Origin of the sequence: Vibrio sp. RW, from assembly GCF_027587105.1 — a bacterium.
Classification (GTDB): domain Bacteria; phylum Pseudomonadota; class Gammaproteobacteria; order Enterobacterales; family Vibrionaceae; genus Vibrio; species Vibrio toranzoniae.
Genome location: NZ_JAPPTM010000015.1, coordinates 25,660 through 48,669 on the forward strand (window position 1 = coordinate 25,660; position 23,010 = coordinate 48,669).

Below are 23,010 nucleotides of genomic sequence, written 5' to 3' on the forward strand. Positions count from 1 at the left end.
AGGTTTGGCAACCTTCGGGAAATACTCTCAGGAATAGCTTCGAAGAAAACAGTTAGGTTGTACCTGTAACCCACTGAATTTATTCCAATACTACCTTAATCAACTGCATAAGAGACCTAAGCACATGAGAATTTTGCGTGGCTCCCCAGCTCTATCTGAGTTTCGTGTTAACAAGCTTTTAGAGCTTTGTCGTGAATTAAGCTTACCTGTAACAGGTATTTACGCTGAGTTTGCCCACTTTGCTGATTTAACGGCAGACCTAGATGAGTCTGAAGTTGAGAAGCTAGAAAAGCTACTGACTTACGGTCCAACGATTGAAGAGCATGAACCTGAAGGTTTACTGCTGCTTGCAACGCCACGCCCGGGCACTATCTCGCCTTGGTCTTCAAAATCAACAGATATCGCACACAACTGTGGACTGGCTAAAGTGTCACGTCTAGAGCGCGGTACTGCTTTCTACATTGAAACCTCTGCTGAACTTTCTGAGCTTCAACTTGTTGAGCTGAAAGCAATTCTGCACGATCGTATGATGGAAGTGGTTTTCACTGACTTCGAATCTGCAGCGGCACTGTTCACGGTTGCTGAGCCTGCTCCTTATGCGGAAGTTGAGCTATTAACAGGCGGACGTAAAGCGCTTGAAGAAGCAAACGTTACCCTAGGTCTTGCACTTGCAGAAGATGAGATTGATTACCTTCTTGAAAGCTTCACTGAAAAGCTAGGTCGTAACCCGACTGACATCGAGCTAATGATGTTTGCACAAGCGAACTCAGAGCACTGTCGTCACAAGATCTTTAACGCTGATTGGACTATCGATGGCATTAAGCAAGAAAAATCATTGTTCAAGATGATTAAGAACACCTTTGAAACGACACCAGAACACGTTCTGTCTGCTTATAAAGATAACGCAGCGGTAATGACAGGTTCTGAAGTCGGTCGTTTCTTCCCAGATCCAAAAACTCGCCAGTACAACTACCACCAAGAGAAAACACACATCTTGATGAAGGTTGAAACGCACAACCACCCAACGGCTATCTCTCCTTGGCCAGGCGCATCAACAGGTTCAGGCGGTGAAATCCGTGATGAAGGCGCAACGGGTATTGGCGGTAAGCCAAAAGCTGGCCTGGTTGCTTTCTCTGTATCTAACCTTAAGATCCCGAACTTTGTTCAACCTTGGGAAACCGACTTTGGTAAGCCAAGCCGTATCGTTACTGCATTGGATATCATGCTTGAAGGTCCTCTTGGTGGCGCGGCATTCAACAACGAATTTGGTCGTCCAAACCTACTAGGTTACTTCCGTACTTACGAAGAGAAAGTCAACTCTCACGCAGGTGAAGAAGTCCGAGGTTACCACAAGCCAATCATGCTGGCTGGTGGTCTTGGTAACATCCGTGATGATCATGTTCAGAAGAAAGAGATCCCAGTAGGCGCAAGCCTAATTGTTCTTGGTGGCCCTGCGATGAACATCGGCCTTGGTGGCGGTGCTGCATCTTCAATGGATTCGGGCTCTTCTTCTGAAGATCTAGATTTCGCTTCGGTACAACGTGAAAACCCAGAGATGGAACGTCGTTGTCAGGAAGTGATCGACCGTTGTTGGCAGCTTGGTGATGCGAACCCAATCGCATTCATTCACGATGTGGGCGCGGGCGGTATCTCGAATGCGCTTCCTGAGCTAGTAGACGACGGTGAGCGTGGCGGTATCTTTAACCTACGCGACGTGCCAAACGATGAGCCGGGCATGAGCCCACTTGAGATCTGGTGTAACGAATCTCAAGAGCGCTACGTAATGGCCGTTGCTGATAAAGACATGGCAACATTCGACGCGATTTGTAAGCGTGAGCGCGCACCATACGCTGTGGTTGGTAAAGCGACTGAAGAACGTGACCTGAAACTTGAAGATTCACACTTCGACAACACGCCAATCGATATGCCAATGGACATCCTATTAGGTAAAACACCTAAGATGCACCGTGATGCGAAGACGCTAAAAGCGAACAACCCTGCGATTGACCGCTCTGGCATCGAGATGAACGAAGCGGTTGACCGTGTTCTTCGTCTACCAACAGTGGCTGAGAAAACATTCCTTATCACTATCGGTGACCGCTCGGTAACTGGCCTTGTTGCTCGTGACCAAATGGTTGGTCCATGGCAGGTTCCAGTTGCTAACTGTGCGGTAACAGCAGCAAGTTACGACTCTTACCACGGTGAGGCGATGTCTCTTGGTGAGCGCACGCCAGTGGCACTACTAGACTTCGGCGCATCAGCTCGTCTAGCGGTTGGTGAAGCAATCACAAACATCGCTGCGACCAACATCGGCGATATCAAACACATTAAACTGTCAGCGAACTGGATGTCTCCTGCGGGTCACCCAGGTGAAGACGCAGGTCTTTACGAAGCGGTGAAAGCAGTCGGTGAAGAGCTATGTCCAGCACTGGGTCTAACTATCCCTGTGGGTAAAGACTCTATGTCTATGAAGACTAAGTGGGAAGAGAACGGCGAGCAGAAAGAAGTCACTTCTCCGTTATCTCTTGTTATCACTGCATTTGCTCGTGTTGAAGATGTTCGTAAGACGATTACGCCTCAGCTTCGTACCCCGAATAACCTTGAAGGCTTAGGCGCTACAAGCCTAGTACTTATCGACCTTGGTAACGGCCAAAACCGCATGGGCGCAACAGCACTTGCTCAGGTTTACAAGCAGCTTGGTGATAAGCCAGCAGACGTAGACAACGCGGCACAGCTAAAAGGTTTCTACGAAGGCGTTCAAGCTCTGGTTGCTAACGACCAAGTTGTGGCTTACCACGACAAAGGCGACGGTGGTCTATTCGTTACTCTTGCAGAGATGGCGTTCGCAGGTCACTGTGGTGTTAATGCAAACATTGAAGCGTTAGGCGAAGATGCTCTAGCTGCACTATTCAACGAAGAGCTAGGTGCGGTAATCCAGGTTCGTAACGACGACCTAGACGCTGTTCTTTCAACTCTTGCAGCAAACGGTCTAGAAGCGTGTTCACACGTAATCGGTTCTGTTGAAGCTTCTGACGAGCTAGTGATTAAGTCTGGTGAGTCTGTAGTGATTGAACGTAACCGTACTGAACTACGTACTATCTGGGCTGAGACGACGCATAAGATGCAAGGTCTACGTGATAACCCAACATGTGCTGACCAAGAGCACGAAGCGAAGAAAGACAACTCAGATCCAGGTCTGAACGTGAAACTAAGCTTTGACGTAAATGAAGACATTGCTGCTCCTTACATCAACACGGGCGCTAAGCCTAAGATGGCGATTCTACGTGAGCAGGGTGTTAACTCTCACGTTGAAATGGCAGCAGCATTCGACCGTGCAGGCTTCGAAGCGACTGATATTCACATGAGCGACATCCTAACGGGTCAAGCGGTACTAGAAGAGTACAACGGCCTTGTGGCATGTGGTGGCTTCTCTTACGGTGATGTACTGGGCGCTGGTGAAGGTTGGGCTAAGTCGGTTCTATTTAACGACTCTACTCGTGACCAATTTGAAAACTTCTTCAAGCGTGAAGATACTTTCTCTCTAGGTGTGTGTAACGGTTGTCAGATGTTATCTAACCTGCGTGAACTTATCCCTGGAGCTGAGTACTGGCCACGTTTCGTTCGCAACGAATCTGAGCGTTTTGAAGCTCGTTTCAGCCTAGTTGAAGTTCAGAAATCTGATTCTGTATTCTTCAACGGCATGGAAGGTTCTCGTATGCCAATCGCTGTTTCTCACGGTGAAGGCCGCGTAGAAGTGCGTGATAACGACCACCTAAACGCGATTGAAAACTCAGGTACAGTTGCTCTACGTTACGTTGATAACAACGGTAACCAAACGCAGCAATACCCGAACAACCCGAACGGTTCGCCAAACGCTATTACAGGTTTAACAACGACTGACGGCCGCGTGACTATCATGATGCCTCACCCAGAACGTGTATTCCGTACGGTTGCTAACTCTTGGTCTCCAGAAGGTTGGGGCGAGAATGGCGCTTGGATGCGTATGTTCCAAAACGCACGTAAGAATGTGGGTTAATCTGGTTCACTAAACCTAAGAGTTTTAAAAGCTAATAAAAGCGCAGACCTAAAGGTCTGCGCTTTTTTGTTAGGCTTGATGTTTATAGAGCTAGGATCAAAAAAAGCCGCTGGATTTAACTCCTGCGGCTTCGTATTTTTCTAGCATCTAGCATCTAGCATCTAGCATCTAGCATCTAGCGCGTAGATTAGTTGTTACTGTGTAGCTCGCTGTTTAGTTCAATAGCAGACTTGTTCGCTAGACATTCAATTTGACCAGTGATCGAGTTGCGACGGAACAGAAGATCAGAAACGCCAGCTAGGTCGCGAGCTTTAATGATTTCGACTTCGTTGCCTTCTTTATCTAGCATACGAACCTTAGTACCCGCAGTCACGTAAAGACCAGACTCAACCGTACAACGGTCACCCATTGGGAAGCCAAGACCCGCGTTTGCGCCTAGTAGGCAGTTTTCGCCGATAGAGATAACCATAGTACCGCCACCAGATAGCGTACCCATTATAGAAGCGCCACCGCCGATGTCTGAACCGTTACCCACAACAACACCTGCAGAGATACGACCTTCAACCATGCTTACGCCAGTTGTACCCGCATTGAAGTTGATGAAACCTTCGTGCATAACCGTTGTACCTTCACCCACATGTGCGCCAAGACGAACACGAGAAGTGTCAGCAATACGAATACCTGTTGGTACCACGTAATCCACCATTTTAGGGAACTTGTCTACGCAATCTACAGACAGAGCGCGACCAGCAAGGCGAGCTTCGATTTGACGCTCAGCCAGCTCTGGAAGGTCGATAGGGCCTTCGTTTGTCCATGCGATGTTGTGCAGTAGACCGAAGATGCCGTCCAGTACTGTACCGTGCGGTTGTACTAGGCGGTTAGAGATAAGTTGTAGCTTAAGGAAGCCTTCAGCAACCGATGCTGGCTTCTCGTCAGCCGCAAGAACAACAAGAACAAGTGGTTGCTCAGATGCTGCTGCTTTTTCTGCAAAAGATGCGTTTGCTGCATCGTCGTTTGCTGCGAATGCTTTCGCTAGTTCTGCGCTTTGTGCAGCAGAGATTTCGATAGCTTGGTTGCCTTCAGTGTAACCTACTACCTCACCAACAGCTGCTACAAGAGCATCGCTTGGGTTTAGAAGTGGGTTAGGGAAGAACGCTTCAATGATTTTATTGTCGCGATTTTTGGTTGCCGTACCGAAGGCTAGTGAAAAGTAAGCCATGTTAAATCTCCATATGATGAGTCTTGATTTTGCTATTCAATAACAACGGCTCGAATAATAAGCGCTGCCGTTAGCAAAGTTAATTTAATTGCGTTCATCATAAAGAGAGCGCCTCTGTTATGAAAGAGCGTAGGGGGATAAAGTCTGTAAAATGATACTGCTTGTCTTTTTAGCGATAGTTTTTATTATCCGGATACTAACCTAAGAGCTTAACGAGTCGCACTCACTTTAGTTGCACGCAACAACCTCTATTCCATATCTGATACTTATGTTAAGTAAGCTCTTTGTTATCAGTATCAATAGGATTAGTCACACTTCCTTCATAAATATATGTTTATTATGAAAATTAATCGAGTTCTGTTGATTTATCGTTTGTGCTTACAATCTGAGTAAATACTTAAACTTTCAACCAACTAACTAAGATGAAAATCACTAAAAATTAAAAAAATATCAGTATATTCCTGCAATAACGACATTAAAACGATGAATAAAGGATCTTCTATGAATTTTACTAAGTCTTTACTGGTGCTCTCTATCGGCGTGGCGATGGTTGGCTGTGGCTCGGACAATGATGATATCACGGTGACATGTGACACTGCCGCTTCTTGTACCAAGTTTACGGTTTTACATACTAACGATAACCATGGTCGCTTCTGGGAAAACAGTAAGGGTGAGTATGGAATGGCGGCTCGTAAGACGTTGATTGATAGTATTCGTGCAGAGGTCACTCAAAACGGTGGTGAGACGATCTTACTGTCCGGTGGTGACATTAATACTGGTGTGCCAGAGTCTGATATGCAGGATGCGGTACCAGATTTTGTTGGCATGAACCTTCTTGGTTACGATGCGATGGCATTAGGTAATCATGAGTTTGATAACAGTTTAGATGTGTTAGACATGCAGGCTGAATTAGCTGACTTCCCGATGCTAGCGGCGAATATTTATATCAAAGATGGAGACACAGTTACTGATGAACGCCTTTTCTCTCCATATAAAGTATTCAGCATTAATGGCCTAAAAGTCGCTGTTATTGGCCTGACAACCAAGGATACGGCGAAATTAGTTAATCCTGACAACGTTGCGACAATTCACTTTGCCGACCCACAAGTTGAAATCAAAAAAGCCATAAAAGAAATCGAGGCCAATGAAACGGTTGACCTGATTTTTGCTACCACGCATATGGGGCACTACGCAGATGGTCAGCATGGTAGTGAAGCGCCTGGCGATGTATTGCTTGCTCGTTCTATAGAGGAAGGTCAACTGGACGCCATCATCGGTGGACACTCTCAAAATCCAGTTTGTATGGAAGGCAATGAATACGCAGATTTTAATCCGGGAGATGATTGTAAACCGGATCAACAAAATGGTACTTACATCATGCAAGCTCACGAGTGGGGTAAGTATGTAGGTCGAGCTGACTTTGAATTCTATGACGGTAAATTACATTTAGCGAAATACGATCTGGTTCCGGTGAACTTAAAAGAGAAGGATGAAAATGGTGATTATCAGTTTATCCAAGCTGAAATTGAACCAGACTCAACTGTGATTGCGACGCTTTCTGCGTATCAACAGCAAGGACAAGAGTTGCTTGATGAGGTTATCTCGAACACAGATGCGAAGCTTGAAGGTGATCGTAATGTGGTTCGATCTGAGCAAACCAATCTGGGTCACTTATTAGGGGAAGCATACCGCACTTATGACTTAGTGAATGCTGACTTTGGTGTGATGAATTCCGGTGGTGTTCGCGACTCAATTAAAGCAGGTGATATTGCTTATCGTGATGTACTGACGGTGCAACCTTTCGGAAACTTCGTGACCAAAGCAACGATGACAGGGGCTGAGGTGAAAGCGTATTTAGATGTGGTTGCGACGATGACTGCGGGTTCAGGCGCTTATGCTCAACTCGACAACATTAGCTTAACCGTCGACTGTGATTTGAGCGATGTGACTATTCGAGATATCAATGGCAAAGGTTTTGACTTGGCAGATACTTACACCTTCTCTGTGATCAGTTTCAGCGCGGCTGGTGGTGATGACTATCCTGTAATTGATGTTGAATCGACTCAAATGACAGACGCCTCCGTACTGCGAGAGTTTTTTGTCAATAACCCTCAAGTGAAAGCTGACGATTATGCTCCAGTGGACGGTGAACTCATCTATAGGAGCAATGGCGTAGACGTGAAAGGTTGCCCTGCGAACTGATTTTTAAGAAGGCCCTGAAGACAATAGCCAGCGAATCGCTGGTTATTTTTGTATAAAATTTAGTGAAATCAAACGCTAGATAAACAGCGCCTTATAAGCCTGCTCAATCCCTTCAATCAACATCTGCATACCGATCACTGCGAGTATTAGACCCATCATTCGAGTAATCACGTTCAGTGCGCTTGGTCCTACGGCTTTCACGAAGCGTTCGCCGAATACAAACAATATGTAGGTTAAGGTACACAGTAGACCAAACGCGACAATGGTAATGATTGTCTCGTAAATTCCTTCAGTGCTGGCGAAGTTCATCGCAGTGGCAATGGTGCCGGGACCGGCCAGTATGGGCATGGCTAAAGGTGATACTGCGATGCTTAGCGCCGCGTCTCGTTGAGCGTCTGAGTTTACTTTTTCTTTCGCTTTGGCGTGTGTTGAGTCACCTTGCAGCATGTGAAAGCCAATCAAAAAGACCAGAATTCCGCCCGTGATGCGCAGTGCGTACAGTGTGATACCAAAGAGATCAAAGATCAGTTTGCCAGAGAGCGCAAAAGTACTGACGATGACGAATGCGATAAATACTGAACGGAAGGCGATGGACTTGACCGTTTCCCTGTCATTGTCACCGGTTAATCCAAGAAAGATCGGGGTATTGGCGATTGGGTTCATGATGGCAAAAAAGCCCATGAATACGGTAATGGTATGAATGATGAGCTCTTTCATATTATTCCTTTGAAAATATGCAGCTAAATACCAATGTGTATTTAACCTTAGATACAAATAATTATTAGAAATAGATAGTAGAGTAAGTGTGAATAAAAAACAGCCAGCATCAGGCTGACTGTTTGGTTTTAGTGATAGGTGTAGAGTTTTGGTCGTGCGTTATTGCGCGTTTCTCAATTAAAAAGTTCTACAAAAGGCTCTATATGACAGGCCGACTATAGAGCTTGTTTTGTCGCTATGCGTTTTGAGATTCGCTTACTGCTACAGCCAATGCAACCGTAGCACCTACCATAGGGTTGTTACCCATACCGATGAAGCCCATCATTGCAACGTGAGCAGGAACAGAAGAGCTACCAGCGAACTGAGCGTCAGCGTGCATTCTGCCCATGGTATCTGTCATACCGTAAGACGCAGGGCCAGCGGCTACGTTGTCTGGGTGCAAGGTACGGCCTGTGCCGCCGCCTGAAGCGACTGAGAAGTAAGGCAAGCCTTGGCGAGTACGTTCTGCTTTGTAGATACCCGCAACAGGGTGTTGGAAACGCGTTGGGTTGGTTGAGTTACCCGTGATACTCACATCCACTTCTTCTCTGTGCATGATCGCTACACCTTCACGTACATCATCAGCGCCGTAACACAAGATCTCTCCACGAGGGCCTTGTGAGAAGCGGCGACGTTCTGTTTCAACTAGCTCACCCGTTTGGTAATCAAATTGAGTGCGAACATAAGTAAAGCCATTGATGCGAGAGATTAGGTAAGCGGCATCTTTACCTAGACCGTTCAAGATAACTTTCAATGGCGTTTTGCGTGACTTGTTCACGTTCAGTGCAATCTTGATCGCACCTTCTGCAGCAGCAAAAGACTCATGGCCTGCAAGGAAAGCAAAGCAGTGGCTCTCTTCATTTAGAAGACGTGCAGCCAATGCGCCATGGCCGATACCGACTTGGCGTTGCTCCGCAACACTGCCGGGTTTGGTGAATGCTTGAAGGCCTTCACCAATGATATTCGCTGCTTGTTCTGCGTTGTTCGCTTTACGGAACAGAGCCAATGCTGCACCAAGAGTGTAGGCGTCAGCTGCGCTTTCAAATGCGATAGGTTGAGTGTCCATCACTAATGCTTTTGGGTCGACATTGTGTGATAAACAGTATTGGTTTGCTTGCTCTAAAGAGTCGAAGTTCATTTCTGCCAATACGCGAGTTACTGATTCATTAAATTGAGTGTTCATCATATCTTTCCTCTTAATTGGCAAAAATTATTGTTGGCGTGGGTTAATGGTGGTCACGGCTTCGTCGAAGCGACCATAAGTACCTGTCGCAAGATCAGCAGCTTCGTTCGCTGGTACACCTTGGTTAATCGCCTTCATCATTTTGCCGAGGTTGAGATATTCGTAACCAATCACTTCGCTGTGATCATCAAGTGCAAGCTTGGTCACGTAACCTTCTGCAAGCTCTAGGTAACGAACGCCTTTCGCTGAGGTTGAATAGCTGGTGCCGACTTGGCTGCGCTGTGTTTGACCTAAGTCTTCCAATGCTGCGCCGATTTCTAGGCCACCTTCAGAGAAAGCAGACTGAGTTCGACCGTAAACAAACTGCAGGAAGATTTCGCGCATCGCTACGTTGATAGCGTCACATACTAAGTCAGTATTGAGCGCTTCAAGAATGGTTTTTCCTGTGAGGATTTCGGCGGCCATCGCGGCAGATTGCGTCATGCCAGAGCAGCCGATGGTTTCGATTAAGGCTTCTTCGATGATGCCGTTTTTTACGTTAAGAGTCAGTTTTGCGGCACCTTGTTGTGGTGCACAAGTGCCCACGCCATGGCTTAAGCCAGAAATAGCGATGACATCTTTTGGGCTAACCATTGCGCCTTCAACTGGAATTGGAGCTGAATTGTGAAGATCACCCCTTTGAATAGGGCACATTGATTGAATTTCTGAAGAGTAGTGCATAATGTTTTCTCACTTATAGAGCCATTTAAGACCTAGGGCGTTGAGAAAACAGGACGTGTTGGAAGAGGTGCGGCTAATTCACTACAGATCTTGAGTATCGATAATCCAAAGGTGTCATGGATCTTGGTCTTAATAGACTAAGTCCATTTCAAAATGGAGGAATAGCGATACATCCAACAGTATTACCTGTTTTCGATTCTGTAGGAGTCATTAGCACTGTTCGAAAAGAACGGGCGGTTGAAGCAAAAGCTTAGGTGGTACCCCATCACCTGATGGCTATAGATTAGATCTTTATCACACTTTCATGCAAGCGAATGTTTAGAGCGATTTCGACTTTAAACAAGCTTCATTATATTTCGATAAGTATAAAAAAACGTCAATAACGAACCCTAATTAGAGGCGTCATTGACGTTTTTTAGAAAAGGGAACAGCTAGTTAAGCTGCATCTTCTTCTGCGTCTTCAACAGCTTCAAGCTTCTTAGCTTTTTTCGGAGCTGGTTTACGCTTAGCACCTAATGCGTAAAGAACTTCTTCTTTGTTCTTCGCTAGGTACATTGCAAGTTCTTCTTGCTTGCCTTCATCTTCAACTAAATCGCTTTTGCCTAACAGTTCAAAAAGCTCATCAGCCATATCCAGCATTTTGTCGTATGCGTCAGCTTCGGCTTTAGAGGTAAAAGTCATTTTCTCTTCTCCGTTGCGTTCCACCACGTACTTGACGATAACAGCCATGGTTAATCCTCTAAGTTTGATAAATTTTACTGGCTTTTTATACAGTTTCTGATGCTAAAAGTCCAGTTGGAGCCCGAACTATGCGGCCTCAATCTTGATGTGTAGCCCAGTCTTCACAATAACTCATGAAAGATTTCAGTAGTGGGCTTTGATATTTGTCTTTATGGACCAGCATCCAGAATCGGCGTTTCATGTCGAGTGGTACATCAAGTGCTTTCACTCGGCCTGAATCAATCGCTCGTTGTGCTGCTAAACGCGATAAACAGGCAAAGCCAAGTCCTGCTGAAACAGAGTTGATGATCGCTTCGGTGGTGTTGAGCTCAAATGATTCATACCAGTGCTCGATTCGCGGTGCAACGGCACGCAAGAAAAACTCACGTGTACCTGAGCCTGATTCGCGCAATATCCAATGACTGTCTTCTAAATCATGTAGGGCAACTTTGTCTTGTGAAACGAGAGGGTGTTGATTACTAACGATAATACACATCTCATCGCTACTGAACTGGCTAGAGATCAATTCAGGATGGAGTGTTTTTCCTTCAATTAGCGCGATATCCAGTTCGTAATCCACCAACTTTTGGCAGATCTGCGCACTGTTTGAAATGAACAAGCTCTGGTCTTGATGCTGAGTTCGTTCGCGAAAGCCAGACAGAATAAAGGGTGCGACCTGATTACCAATCGTGTCACTCGCGCCAACCTTGAGATTGCCACTTAATGGTTGGTCATCGCGGAACAAAACATCGATCCCCGCAGCTCGGTGAAGTATCTCATCAGCCAAAGGAAGTAACTTTTGTCCCTCCTGATTGAGAATTAATCGGTTGTTAACCCGGTCAAATAGAGAGTGACCTAGTTGTTTCTCCATTTCGCCTAGTGCCATGCTGACCGCGGCTTTAGACAAAAACAGCGCTTCTGATGCGGCGGTAAGCGTCGAATGCTGGGTAATGGTGACAAACACTTTGAGCTGTTTGATTGAGATATTAGCCATCAGGTTCCTAGTTTTACGCTGCTGGTGGAAAAGGTTGTTCAGTATTGATGAACACTTGTTATATATAATTGGATATTGTTTAACGAATCGCAAGCGTATTATGGCTTCAACAAGCTGATGAGCTCACAAGTTTAGTGAATTAAGTTTAAGAGAGGCTGACATGATTCAACGCATTAAATATAGATTAACAGGAGCTCCAACACCCATGGCAGGGTTAGCACTAGCAATCGCAAGTTTAGGCTGGTGCTGGGATGGCGTTTTAGTCGCACAAGGTATTTTGCACACTCCTGGCTTAGTGCAGTGGATCAGTGCAGGTATTGCAGCGGTATTGCTTCTTGTTTTAGCTGTGAAATTTTTTATTTATGGCCACTTATTGCGTGAAGATCTTGCTCACCCTGTTGTCGGCAGTGTGGTACCAACATTTGCGATGGGATGCATGGTAGTGTCAGCGTCTTTGGCGCCAATCTCTCAATTCTTACAAGAAGCGATGTGGTTAGCATCTGTGGCTTTACACGTTGTGTTTCTAGTGAGCTTTTTGTACCACAGAGCTAAACACTTTGAGATTCACCACATGGTACCAAGCTGGTTTGTACCACCGATTGGTATTATTGTGGCTGACGTGTCTTTCTCTGGTAATCCAGTTTTAGAGCCAGTAGCGAACGCGACTTTGGTATTCGGTTTATTGGTTTACGCTGTGATGCTACCACTAATGGTTTACCGTTTGATCTTCTCTCACGAAGTGCCAGATGCAGCAAAACCAACGATTGCGATTATGGCGGCACCAGCGAGTCTATCTTTGGCGGGTTACTTAACCGTTACTGCTAGCCCTTCACCAGTGATCATTGGTTTACTCTTTGGTATTGCAGTGTTGATGACGTTTATTATCTACATCGCGTTTTTCAAACTACTTCGTCTGCCATTCAGCCCAGGCTATGCAGCGTTTACTTTCCCAATCGTGATTGGTGCAACAGCGTTATTTAAATTGGCGGCTTGGATGCAAGTACAAGGTGTTGAAGCTCGCTACATCAGCCAAGTGTTCAATCTAGCGTATCTAGAACTGATTGTGGCAACCTTAGTCGTCGGTTATGTCGCCGTTCGCTATTGCATTAATTACAAACCTCATCGTGTTTTAAGTGCGGTAGCGGGTAGATTGTAAAGGGCAATAGTTCAAAAGATAAACGGAGCTTAAGTTTTCAGTATTTCATAAGCTTATATTCCTCATTCAAACTCAGCACTTATGCTAATCTGGCAGTATATTGTGGCAAGATTAGCGTGAGTGCACTTTGTTTACTGTTTACCATTCCAATAAAGTTGATACTTTAAAAATTCTTCTCGTTCACTTGATCAAAAGTGACCCTTTAGCCAATCCTTTCGAAAAAGAGCAAATTCTGGTTCAGAGCCCAGGTATGTCTCAATGGCTTAAGATGGAACTCGCGAAAGAGTTTGGTGTAGCAGCAAATATTGATTTTCCTCTTCCTGCAACCTTCATTTGGGATATGTTTACCCAAGTGCTTCCTGATGTACCTAAACGCAGTGCTTTTAACAAAGAAGCGATGACGTGGAAGCTGATGAGTTTGCTACCTGCGAAACTTGACTACCCTGATTTCTTACCCCTACAGCGCTATCTTGAAAACGACGAAGATGATTCAAAGCTGTATCAATTAGCTGAGAAAATTGCCGATATCTTCGATGGCTACTTAGTATATCGTCCTGAGTGGATGGCGATGTGGGAAGCGGGCGAGCCCGTTAGAGAACTGGTCGATAGTGAAGGGCAGCAAGAGCACCCTTGGCAGCCTATTTTGTGGAAAGCGCTTTATGATCAGACCCTCTCTCAAGGCCAATCAAAGTATCACCGTGGTAATTTGTATCACGACTTCATTGAAGCGTTAGCTAATCAACAAGGCCAGTTACAACACCTGCCAAAACGTCTGTTTGTATTTGGTATTTCGTCGCTGCCTCCTCGCTACATGGATGCTTTGAAAGCACTTGGCGAACAGATTGATGTTCACCTGATGTTTACCAATCCTTGCCAACATTACTGGGGCGATATTCGTGACCGTAAGTACTTGGCAAGAGTGGAAGCGCAGCGTCGCAAGCAGTTTGCTCTGGTTGATGGTTTACCTCAGCTAGAAGGTGAAGTCTCCCCATTAAAAGATGGTATTGAAGCGAATGTTGAAGACGAGCTGCATACCAGCCAAGCGGTCGGTAATAGCTTGCTTGCGTCTATGGGTAAGCTGGGCAGAGATAACCTGTTCTTGCTGTCTCAATCAGACAGTGAAGAGCACGAGTTCTTTATTGATGTTGAGAGAGACAGTCTGCTGCATCAACTGCAAGCCGACATTCTCCAGTTAGAAGAACACCAAGACGACCACATCCTAGATTCCAGCAGCCATAAACAGGTGGTTGAGCTTGGCGATCGCTCGTTGACTGTCCACGCTTGTCACAGCCCGATGCGCGAGGTGGAAGTCCTTCATGATCAGCTGTTGGCGATGTTTGATGCCGATCCGACACTAAAACCACGCGATATCATCGTAATGGTGTCTGACATCAATGCTTATAGCCCTGCGGTTCAGGCGGTATTTGGTAATGCTCCGGGTGAGCGCTATATCCCTTACTCGATCTCAGATAGAACCGCCGACCAAGAGAGCCCGATTCTGACGGCGTTCATGCAGCTGGTCGCGCTACCAAACACGCGCTGCTTAGCTTCTGAGCTGTTAGAGCTACTAGAAATCCCAGCGATGATGGCACGCTTCGGTATTGATGAGTTTCAATTTGAGCAAGCCAAGCAATGGGTTGAAGAAGCGGGTATCCGTTGGGGCGTCGACTCGTCTACGGCAACCGAGTTTGACTTGCCTGCTACTGAGCAAAATACCTGGTTATTTGGTATCCAGCGAATGCTACTGGGCTATGCGATGTCGGATTCTGCGGGTCTGTTTGAAACCGATCACTCTCCAATCGCGGCTTATAACGAAGTTCAGGGCATTAACGCCGAACTTGCTGGTAAGTTAGCGCACTTTATTGACCGTATCGCTCATTACCGTCAGCTCCTTGCTGAGACGCAATCTATCGATATGTGGCGTGAAACCTTGCTGCAAATGATTGATGATTTCTTCGCCGTTGAGCTAGAAGGCGAGGTGGTACTTAAGTCGATTCGTGATGCACTTTCTCAATTGAACGAACAGCTTGATGATGCCTTGTACGAACAAGAACTGTCGCCAAGCATTATCTATCAGTACTTGAACAATAAACTGTCGGGTGCGCGTATTAGTCAGCGTTTCTTAGCGGGGCAAGTTAACTTCTGTACCCTAATGCCGATGCGTTCCATTCCGTTCAAAACTGTTTGTCTATTAGGCATGAATGATGGTGTTTACCCTCGATCAATGCCGCCAGAAGGGTTTGACCTAATGAACGGGCGCACACGACCGGGTGACCGTTCTCGTCGTGATGATGACCGCTACCTATTCTTAGAAGCGATGTTGTCGGCGCAAGAGTGCTTGTACATCAGTTATGTTGGCCGTTCGATTCAAGATAATACTGAGCGAGTGCCATCGGTGCTCGTTTCAGAGTTGATAGAGTACTGCCAGCAGAACTACTGCCTAAGTGAAGACCAATCACTACCAAGTGATGATTCTGGTATCAAATTGACTCAAGCGATAAGCTTTGAACACACCATGACGCCGTTTAGCCCTGCAGCCTTTACTCAAGGTGATGCAAGCCATGTATTGAGCTATGCCAAAGAATGGCTTCCAGCGGCTAACCGTTCCGGTGAACGCAGTGGTGAATTCAATCGCGCATTGGATGATTACTTGTTGGGTGTAACGTATCCGTTAGAACTCGACTTGGTTGAGTTACAGCGTTTCTGGCGTTTACCAGTACAGTACTTCTTTAATCGTCGCCTAAAAGTGGTGTTTGAGCCACCGCTTCCGGTAATGGAAGACGATGAGCCATTCGTACTCAATGGACTAGAGAGCTTCCATCTTAAAGATGCGCTGCTGCAAGTGTTGCTGGATCACCCAGAAGGCGAAGACGAAGCGGTGCGATTGTTTGTCTCTGAGCAAAAAGCACAGGGTCGATTACCGGTTGGCGCTTTTGGTGACATTGAATTTGAAACCAACCGAGTTCAAGCGGAAGACTTAGCCAAAGAGATTCGATTTGTAAGTGGGCAGCCACAGCAAGATCTTGAGGTAAATATTGAGTTTGACGTGTTAGGTGAGGGGAAACCCGTTCGTTTGATGGGTTGGCTTACTCAAAATTATCAATCGGGTTTAGTGCGCTTCCGTAGCGGTAAAATTCGTTCGCAAGATTACTTGGCCGCATGGATTGATCATCTGTGTTGTGCGCTGATGGGGCACGGGAAAACGACTCATATTATTGGCTATGACAGAAAAGAAGGTGTGGTTCACCAAACGCTACAACCTATCGGCGATGCACAGCAGGCGAAGGGTTTATTGGCTGAGTTAGTACGACTGTTTTACCAAGGCATGACAGCACCACTACCTTATTTCCCGAAAAGCGCATTGGCTGGCGTTGAGGCGGGCTTTAGCCGCGGTAAATGGGTCGATGATGAAGAAAAGTCGCTAAAGAAAATGGCTGATACCTTTAATGACAGCTTCGCCTTTACTGGCGAGGGTCGAGATACCTACATCTCACGTATTTGGCCTAAGTGGGATGATGAACTGGCTGCTGAGTCGCGTATGTATTCAACGCTTGTGTTACAGGCCGCAAGACTTGCCGCTGCCGATCTTGAAGATCAGGAATAATCGGCAGTGATCAGCAAGATCGCCAATGATACTAACGTCAAAGAGATGTGCTTGAATAAAGACATGGAAAATAAAGAGTTAGGTATAAAGTTGGAGTGCTGGGCTTATCAAAAGGTTAGAGACAATCGAGGTATAAGCTTAGTCAAAGCGATAGATAGTGATTTGCGGGAAGTCAGGGTACAGGAAATAAAGTGGCCGCCAGTAAATCATTATTAGTGTAGGGCGTTCGCTGTACGGCCACAGGTCAGAGGGACCATTATTCTGTGGTTCAAAGTGACGCATGAGTATAAAACTCGAATCGCGCTCCTGAACTCGTGGGCGCATAGTAGCGAGGCGATCCGAATTGATCCGTGAGAGAGATCGCACTAACTATTAACAAATCAGCGTAGGACGTAAATTGAATGACGTTTTCCACGCTAGGTCACATTTGTAACAACATATTTATCAGAAGGCAGTAAGGCATGACGACCACAAGCAGTGTTCAGGTAATTGCTCCACAGACACTCAATACCATGACGTTTCCACTTCATGGCGCGCGTTTAATTGAAGCATCAGCGGGTACAGGTAAAACATTTACCATCGCTGGCTTGTACTTACGTCTACTGCTCGGGCACGGTACGGCAGCACCACAAGGTGAGCTCGCGGAAGCTACGCGACACCATGAGCCGCTGACCGTAGACCAAATTCTGGTGGTGACCTTTACTGAAGCAGCAACGGCAGAGCTACGTGATCGTATCCGTGCCCGAATCCATGATGCACGCATTGCGTTTGCACGTGGGCAAAGTGACGACCCAGTAATTGCTCCTTTGTTACAAGCCATCGAAGATCATGCTGGTGCGGCGAAAACCTTACTCAATGCCGAAAGACAAATGGATGAAGCGGCGGTGTACACCATTCATGGCTTCTGTCAGCGTATGTTGACCCAAAATGCCTTTGAGTCCGGAAGCCGTTTTGATAATGAATTTGTGACCGATGAAAGCCACCTTAAAGCGCAAGTGGTAGCCGACTATTGGCGTAAGCAGTTTTACCCGCTGCCAATTCAGCTGGCTGGCGAAGTGCGAAATATTTGGGGCTCTCCCGCTTCGTTATTGGCTGACGTAAATCGCTACCTGACGGGCTCTCCACTAAAGCTAACCGTGGAAGCGATGTCGGGCGACTTGCAAACTCTGCATAACCAAAACCTAGATAAAGTGAAGCAACTTAAGGCGTTGTGGTGCGAATCCGAAGCGGACTTTTTGGCTTTGATTTCAGGTTCAGATGTCAACAAACGCAGCTACACCAAGAAGTCTTTGCCGACTTGGTTAGAAGCCGTCACAGCATGGGCGCAGAGCGACACTCATGATTACCAGTTTCCAGATAAACTAGAGAAGTTCTCACAAGCAACATTAATTGACAAAACACCTAAAGGTACTGCTCCTCAACACGCGGTGTTTGAGGCTATTGAGAGCTTCTTAAACTCTCCTGCAGATCTAAAAGCCCCATTGTTGGCACATGCGATTACCCATTGTCGAACTATGTTAGCCAAGGCGAAACAGCAGAAGCAGTGGTTATCGTTTGATGACTTGCTGACTCAGTTGTCTGCATCGATTGATGTGGATGAGCAGTCATTGCTGGTGGAAAGAATTCGCACTTTATACCCGGTGGCGATGATCGATGAATTCCAAGATACTGACCCGCTGCAATACAGTATTTTTAGCCGAATCTATCTCGATAATCCGAAGTGCGGCTTGTTTATGATCGGTGACCCGAAGCAGGCGATTTATGGCTTCCGTGGCGCAGATATCTTTACCTATATCAAGGCGAGAAACCAAGTTAGTGCTCACTACACCTTAGGCACCAACTGGCGCTCAAGTGCCGATATGGTCAGTGCAGTAAACCAAGTGTTTATGAATTCGGACAGCCCGTTTATCTATGACCAAGACATTCCATTCTTACCCGTTGCTGCCAGCCCATCGGCCGACAAACGCCAATGGGTGATGAACGGAGAAACTCAGCGTGCACTTACCTTTTGGTTGCAAGCGGCTGAAGACAAGCCACTACCAAAGGGCGAATATCACAAAGCAATGGCTGAAGCGACGGCGAGTCAAATTCAAACCATTCTGACCGCTTCTCAAAACCAGCAAGCCTATTTTGATAACGGCAAAAAACAACATGCCGTGAATGCGGGTGATATTGCTGTCTTGGTTCGAACCGGTAGTGAAGGTCGTCTGATTAAGAACGCGCTGTCTGAGCAAGGCATAGCGAGTGTGTACTTGTCGAACCGAGACAGTGTGTTTACCAGCTTGGTCGCGCAAGATATTCAACGCCTGCTACAAGCGGTGCTGACACCTGAAAACGACCGTGCATTACGCGCCAGTTTAGCCTCTGAGTTGTTTGCTCTGGATGCGGCATCATTGGACGAACTCAACAACGATGAAGTAGTTTGGGAAAACGTCGTTAACGAATTTCGAGAATATCGTAAGTTATGGCTACAGCGCGGCGTGTTACCAATGCTTCGTAGTGTGATCAGTAAAAGACATCTCGCGGAACGCTTACTGGAAGAAGAAAATGGTGAGCGCTCACTAACCGATTTGATGCATATTGGCGAACTGTTGCAACAAGCAAGACAAGAGCTCGACAGTGACTATGGCTTGCTACGTTGGCTAGCAGAAGCGATTTCCGATGCTCAAAATGGTCTAGGCGGCAGTGAAGACGACATTCAACGCCTTGAATCAGAAAGAAACTTGGTTCAAATCGTTACCATTCATAAGTCGAAAGGTTTGGAATATGACTTGGTATTTCTACCATTTGTTGCGAGTTACCGAGAAGCGAGCGAGGGCAAATTCTACGACCATGATTCAGATACCACAGTACTGGATATTACAGGTAGTGACAGTGCCTTAGCTCAAGCGGATAAAGAGCGATTGGCGGAAGACCTACGTTTGATTTATGTAGCGCTGACTCGTGCGGTATATGGCTGTTTTATTGGTATGGCGCCACTGCGTAAAGGGCGTTCAACCAAAGAACCGACAGGCGTGCATTTGAGTGCGATGGGCTACTTGGTTCAAAACGGACAAGAGCAGGGTATTGCCGAATTGCATCAAGCTCTAGCAGCAATTGAAGGCAAAAATTCAAGTGTGCTGTTAGCCGAAACACCAACCGCTCACGAGCAAGTGTTTGTACAAACAGAGCAAGTGAGTGAAGACTTACATGCTAATGAACTCAAGGCTTCAATTGATCGATCTTGGCGAATCACCAGTTACTCGGGGCTTGTAAAGCAAGGCAGCCACGGCGCGAGCCATGACGCGACCATAGAGGTCTCTGGCTTTGATATTGACTCGGCTGATGAGCAAGATGAGTCTGAGTTGATTGAACCTGAACGCTCTATCTTTACGTTCCCTCGTGGTGCTCGCCCAGGTACTTTCTTGCACACCTTGTTTGAGGATGTTGAATTTACTGAGCCAGCAACCAGCGAACATAACACGCAAGTAATCACTCACTTATTAGAGTCTGAACAATACGAATTAGAGTGGTTACCTGTGCTTCAGCAACTGGTCGATACCGTTCTTAACACAGCGCTGGATGGTAAAAGCCTAAAGTTAAGCGAGAAAGATTCAACTCAACGTTTAGTTGAGATGGAATTCTTACTACCGATCGAAGTGTTAGCCGCATCGGAATTGAATCAAACCATTCAATATCATGATCCATTATCGGCCAAAGCGGGCGACCTAGGTTTCCAAACCGTGCAAGGTATGCTGAAAGGCTTCATCGATTTGGTGTTCGAGCATCAAGGTAAATACTATGTACTCGACTGGAAATCGAATCATTTAGGTGATGATGTTGCAGTATACCATGGTGAAGCATTGAAATCGGCGATGGCCGACCACCGCTATGATCTGCAATATCAGATCTATGCATTGGCGCTGCACCGCTTTTTACGTAGCCGCGTTGCCAATTACAGCTATGAACAACATTTTGGTGGTGTTTATTACTTGTTCTTACGAGGAATGGACGGCCAATCTCAACAAGGTATTTTCTCGGCGAAACCAACACTGGCGTTACTTGATGAAATGGATCAATTGATTGACGGTAAGGTGATAGACAGACGTTCAGCACAATTGAATGACGATGAAACTGGACAGATGGGACTTTTATAATGACAACAACGACCACTAATACCAGCATAGAAACTGCGAACACAGCAAAGCCAGTTTCACTTATTCCTGAGCAACTTATGGATGTACTCAAGTTTCTCGCGGATAAGGGTTCTATTCGTCAGTTGGATTATCAATTTGCCCGTTTTATAGCTCAGCAAGCCACGAGTCACTCTCAAGAAATCGGTTTTCTTGCTGGTGTGGTGAGTCATGAATTAGGCAAAGGGCACATTTGTACTCAGCTCATACAAGCTCAAACAGCTGACCTTGCCCAGTTACTTGGGTTGTACGGTGAAACTGCCCTGCAACTGAATCAAAAGTTGTTAGGCATTGATTGGGCGACTGTTCTGCAATCATCTAACCTCGTTGGCACAACCAATGGCTGTGTTAAGCCGTTGATGTTTGATGGGCAGCGTGTCTACTTACAGCGTTATTGGAACTATGAAGTCGTGCTGGCTGAAACGTTAAATCGTTTAAGTAAGCCAGTCGAGTTCAATATTGAACAGAAAAAGGCGCTGACTGAAACGCTGAATCAGCTCTTCGCACGCAGTTATCATTTCCTGTTTAACGCATTAGCAAAGGCTGAAGCAAACCAACAAACGTCTCAGGTATTACGTCAACAGCTGGTGTGTGATCATCTTGATATCGTCGATGAGCAACCTCTGAATTGGGGTGCAATCGACCAAGCGATTGTCCAAGCCAAGCAAGTGACGGACTTAGATGTTCTAGACGGTTTGGTACCGTTATCGGCATGTTTGAACTGGCAAAAAGTGGCGGCAGCGGTGGCGTTGAGTCGTCGCTTTGCGGTGATTTCTGGTGGACCGGGTACTGGTAAAACAACCACGGTAACCAAATTACTGTCGGCGATGGTCGAGCAATCACTAAGCCAAGGCAAAACACCAACGATTAAGCTAGTTGCACCAACGGGTAAAGCGGCGGCGCGTTTAACAGAGTCGATCGGTAAAGCGATTGAGCAACTGCCTTTAGCGCCTGAAGTAAAAGCCAACATACCAACGGAATCGAGCACTTTGCACAGGCTGCTTGGCGCGATTCCTAATCGTGCTGAGTTTAGACATAACCGACGTAATCCACTTCACCTTGATATCTTGGTGGTGGATGAAGCTTCTATGGTCGACTTATCCATGATGTATAAACTGGTGGATGCACTCCCTGAACACGCAAGGCTGATTCTGCTTGGGGATAAAGATCAACTCGCTTCCGTTGAAGCTGGCGCGGTGTTGGGTGATATCTGCTCGTTTAACTCTGCCGGTTACAGCAGCGCGCAAGGCAATTTGATTGCGGAAATGACAGGCTTTGATGCGATAGCTAATACACCGCAGGCAAAAGCGGGAGCAGTTAATCCTCCTGCGATTGCAGATAGCTTGTGTATGCTGCAGAAGAGTTATCGTTTCGATGCACGTTCAGGTATCGGACAGTTGGCAAAAGCAATCAATAACGGCTCGGCTAAGCAGGTCGATCAAGTGTTTGCCAAAGGATTTGGCGATATTGAAAATCATCCTCTATCAAGCGATAGCTATAACTTGATGCTGCGTACTTTAGTCAATGAGTATGGTGCGTATCTGAACCGAATGAACGTGCCGTTAGAAGAATTAGAAACTCAGGAAGCGAGAGCTAAATCGGTGCTCGACTTGTTCAGCCAATGTCGATTGCTGTGTTCCATTCGTGAAGGTGACTTTGGTGTTAAAGGCCTCAACCAGCGAATCGAAAGAGCACTTGCCGCCAGACGCTTGGTGAATCCACACAACGATGAGTTGTGGTATCACGGACGTCCTGTAATGGTAACGCGTAACGATCATGGTTTGGGTTTATACAATGGTGATATTGGTATATGTATGCTTGAATCTGATTCGAGTCATTCTGATACAGCACCTAGATTGAAGGTTTATTTTGAATTGCCGGATGGCAGCGTGAAAGCGGTGTTACCAAGCCGAGTCCCCGATCATGAAACGGCTTATTCGATGACGATACACAAATCTCAAGGTAGTGAATTTGATCTGACCTTAATGATCTTACCACCAGATTTTAGTCCAATTCTAACACGAGAGCTTATCTATACCGGTATTACACGAGCGAAGAAACGACTGATGATGTTCAGTGATACGAATGTATTGAAGCGTGGTATTAAGGTGAAAACAGAGCGAGTGAGTGGTTTAGGCAGTCGCTTAACCAGCTAACGAAGATAGATACTTGGCGAAAGTGTTTAGGAGAGTCAAGTGACCAAATTGCAGGGGGGATAGCGTATACATAAAGCAACCATCCTTGGTTG

At 46.2% G+C, this 23,010-nt stretch carries 12 protein-coding genes and 1 riboswitch; of the genes, 6 read left to right on the forward strand and 6 right to left on the reverse strand.

Translation table 11 applies throughout. The features are described 5' to 3' along the window. Window positions 1-124 precede the first annotated feature (124 nt). Window positions 125-4,036, forward strand: coding sequence for a phosphoribosylformylglycinamidine synthase (purL, locus tag OCT63_RS14065; RefSeq protein ID WP_269983911.1), 3,912 nt, complete (start codon window positions 125-127; stop codon window positions 4,034-4,036). A 187-nt stretch (window positions 4,037-4,223) separates the two neighbouring features. On the opposite strand, the gene dapD is transcribed toward purL, so the two are convergent. Then, window positions 4,224-5,255: a 2,3,4,5-tetrahydropyridine-2,6-dicarboxylate N-succinyltransferase gene (dapD, locus tag OCT63_RS14070; protein ID WP_161685778.1), complete on the reverse strand. Its 1,032-nt coding sequence runs from the start codon at window positions 5,253-5,255 to the stop codon at window positions 4,224-4,226. A gap of 501 nt (window positions 5,256-5,756) precedes the next feature. Here dapD and ushA point away from each other — a divergent pair. Continuing rightward, entirely contained in the window at window positions 5,757-7,457 is a 1,701-nt protein-coding gene (gene ushA / locus OCT63_RS14075; protein ID WP_269983912.1) for a bifunctional UDP-sugar hydrolase/5'-nucleotidase UshA, read from the forward strand. Between the two features lie 75 nt (window positions 7,458-7,532). Here the strand turns inward: ushA and OCT63_RS14080 are convergent, their stop codons facing one another. From OCT63_RS14080 to OCT63_RS14100, 5 genes are all read right to left on the reverse strand, one after another. After that, a complete protein-coding gene (locus tag OCT63_RS14080) occupies window positions 7,533-8,174 on the reverse strand; it encodes a MarC family protein (protein ID WP_161673080.1) in 642 nt (213 codons plus the stop codon). A gap of 235 nt (window positions 8,175-8,409) precedes the next feature. Continuing rightward, complete coding sequence (locus OCT63_RS14085; protein WP_017631946.1) at window positions 8,410-9,399, reverse strand: GGGtGRT protein; 990 nt, start codon at window positions 9,397-9,399, stop codon at window positions 8,410-8,412. A 24-nt stretch (window positions 9,400-9,423) separates the two neighbouring features. Further along, window positions 9,424-10,116 (reverse strand): iron-sulfur cluster assembly scaffold protein, encoded by a 693-nt coding sequence (locus OCT63_RS14090; RefSeq protein ID WP_017068533.1) that lies wholly within the window; start codon window positions 10,114-10,116, stop codon window positions 9,424-9,426. A 194-nt stretch (window positions 10,117-10,310) separates the two neighbouring features. Next, a riboswitch (Fluoride riboswitch) is annotated at window positions 10,311-10,395 on the reverse strand. A 156-nt stretch (window positions 10,396-10,551) separates the two neighbouring features. Continuing rightward, a complete protein-coding gene (locus tag OCT63_RS14095; RefSeq protein WP_008223840.1) occupies window positions 10,552-10,845 on the reverse strand; it encodes a YebG family protein in 294 nt (97 codons plus the stop codon). Window positions 10,846-10,933: 88 nt separating this feature from the next. Continuing rightward, window positions 10,934-11,830, reverse strand: a complete 897-nt coding sequence (locus tag OCT63_RS14100) for a LysR family transcriptional regulator (RefSeq protein ID WP_161673086.1) — start codon at window positions 11,828-11,830, stop codon at window positions 10,934-10,936. A gap of 205 nt (window positions 11,831-12,035) precedes the next feature. Between OCT63_RS14100 and OCT63_RS14105 the strand changes: the two genes are divergently transcribed. The 4 genes from OCT63_RS14105 (at window position 12,036) to recD (ending at window position 22,918) form a co-directional block, all read left to right on the forward strand. Then, on the forward strand, window positions 12,036-12,986 hold the full coding sequence (locus OCT63_RS14105) for a TDT family transporter (protein ID WP_161685783.1): 951 nt from the start codon (window positions 12,036-12,038) through the stop codon (window positions 12,984-12,986). A 127-nt stretch (window positions 12,987-13,113) separates the two neighbouring features. Continuing rightward, window positions 13,114-16,590 (forward strand): exodeoxyribonuclease V subunit gamma, encoded by a 3,477-nt coding sequence (gene recC, locus OCT63_RS14110; protein WP_269983913.1) that lies wholly within the window; start codon window positions 13,114-13,116, stop codon window positions 16,588-16,590. A 461-nt stretch (window positions 16,591-17,051) separates the two neighbouring features. After that, entirely contained in the window at window positions 17,052-20,726 is a 3,675-nt protein-coding gene (recB, locus tag OCT63_RS14115) for an exodeoxyribonuclease V subunit beta (RefSeq protein WP_161685787.1), read from the forward strand. Further along, a complete protein-coding gene (recD, locus tag OCT63_RS14120) occupies window positions 20,726-22,918 on the forward strand; it encodes an exodeoxyribonuclease V subunit alpha (RefSeq protein ID WP_161685789.1) in 2,193 nt (730 codons plus the stop codon). Before recB ends, recD begins: the two co-directional genes overlap by 1 nt. Window positions 22,919-23,010 lie beyond the last annotated feature (92 nt).